1 protein-coding gene is annotated in these 1,663 nt (G+C 71.9%); it reads left to right on the top strand.

Annotation, left to right across the window (positions count from 1 at the left end):
- The first annotated feature begins 174 nt into the window (after window positions 1-174).
- The gene (gene pyk, locus ACFWEK_RS21470) at window positions 175-1,599 is read left to right on the top strand and encodes a pyruvate kinase (protein ID WP_429763383.1); all 1,425 of its coding nucleotides are present in this window, start codon (window positions 175-177) and stop codon (window positions 1,597-1,599) included.
- Window positions 1,600-1,663 lie beyond the last annotated feature (64 nt).

Genomic DNA, 1,663 nt, shown 5'->3' with positions numbered 1-1,663 from the left:
TAAACCCCCCTGCTCCCCGGCGGGCCCTCCCGGTGCGCCCCGCGCCGGTGGGCCGGCGGCGGGCCGCGCTGCGTGGAAAATAACAACACCGCCGAAGCTTACCCCGGGGGCGGTTCGGGCCCCCGGGCCCCGCCCCGGCTCGCGCCGGGGCGGATCGACGACGAGGCTGGAGACATGCGCAGAGCGAAGATCGTGTGCACCATCGGACCCGCGACGGCGTCCCCGACCAAGCTCCGTGAGCTGGTCGACGCGGGCATGGACGTGGCCCGGATCAACCGGAGCCACGGAGAGCAGGCGGAGCACGAGGCCGTCTACCACGGTGTCCGAGAGGCGGCGAAGGAGTCCGGCCGCAACGTCGCAGTCCTCGTCGACCTCCAGGGCCCGAAGATCCGGCTCGGCCGGTTCGCGGGCGACCAGAAGCACTACCTCAACGAGGGTGACACGTTCACCATCACCACCGAGGACGTGGAGGGCACCAAGGAGCTCGTCTCGACGACCCACAAGGGTCTGGCGGGCGACGCCCGCGTCGGCGACCCGCTCCTCATCGACGACGGCAAGGTGCGCGTGCGCGTCACCGCCGTCGAGGGCCCGCGCGTCGTCACGACCGTCGAGGTCGCCGGCCCGGTCTCGAACAACAAGGGCATCAACCTCCCCGGCGTCGCGGTCTCCGTGCCGGCGCTGTCGGAGAAGGACACCGACGACCTGCGCTGGGCGCTGCGCATGGGCGCGGACATCATCGCGCTGTCGTTCGTGCGGTCCGCCAAGGACTACGACGACGTCGCGGCGATCATGGCGGAGGAGGGCCGCACGGTCCCCGTCGTCGCCAAGATCGAGAAGCCGCAGGCGGTGGAGAACCTGGAGGAGGTCGTCGCGGCCTTCGACGGCTTCATGGTGGCGCGCGGCGACCTCGCCGTGGAGATGCCGCTGGAGCAGGTCCCGCTGGTGCAGAAGCGCATCGTCGAGCTGGCCCGCCGCAACGCGAAGCCCGTCATCGTCGCCACGCAGGTGCTGGAGTCGATGACCACGAGCCCGACGCCGACGCGCGCCGAGGCCTCCGACTGTGCCAACGCGGTGCTCGACGGCGCCGACGCGGTCATGCTCTCGGGCGAGACCAGCGTGGGCGACTACCCGATCATCACGGTCCAGACGATGGCCCGGATCATCGAGGCGACCGAGGAGATGGGTCGCGAGCGCATCGCCCCCCTGGGCTCCTCGCCGCACACCCGCGGCGGCGTCATCACCCGTGCGGCCGCCGAGATCGGCGAGACGCTCGGGGTCAAGTACCTCGTGACGTTCACGCAGTCGGGCGACTCGGCCAAGCGCATGTCGCGCCTGCGCTCGGGCATCCCGCTGCTGGCCTTCACGCCGGAGGAGAGCGTGCGCAACGTCCTCGCGCTCACCTGGGGCACCACCACCTACCAGGTGCCGAAGGTCGACAGCGTCGACGCGATGGTCGGCCAGGTGGACTCCACGCTGCGCGCCAACGGGCTCGCCGAGCCCGGCGACCGCGTCGTGATCGTCTCCGGCGCCCCGGTGGGCGTGCCCGGCACGACGAACTCGATCCTCGTGCACCAGGTCGGCAGCCACTCCGACGTCTGATCGCACCTGCGCGAGGCGGCTCCGTCTCGCGCCGGCACGCCGGGGGCGTGCGGCAGGTTCTGCC

This window comes from Isoptericola sp. NPDC060257, from assembly GCF_042726645.1.
Classification (GTDB): Bacteria; Actinomycetota; Actinomycetes; order Actinomycetales; family Cellulomonadaceae; genus Isoptericola; species Isoptericola nanjingensis.
Note: the sequence above shows the minus strand (reverse complement) of the source record. Positions and strands in the feature narration are given on the sequence as shown.

Bases quoted from the DNA above. Each gene is read 5' to 3' on its own strand.
- pyk (WP_429763383.1), top strand. From the start codon at position 175: ATGCGCAGAGCGAAGATCGTGTGCACCATCGGACCCGCGACGGCGTCC.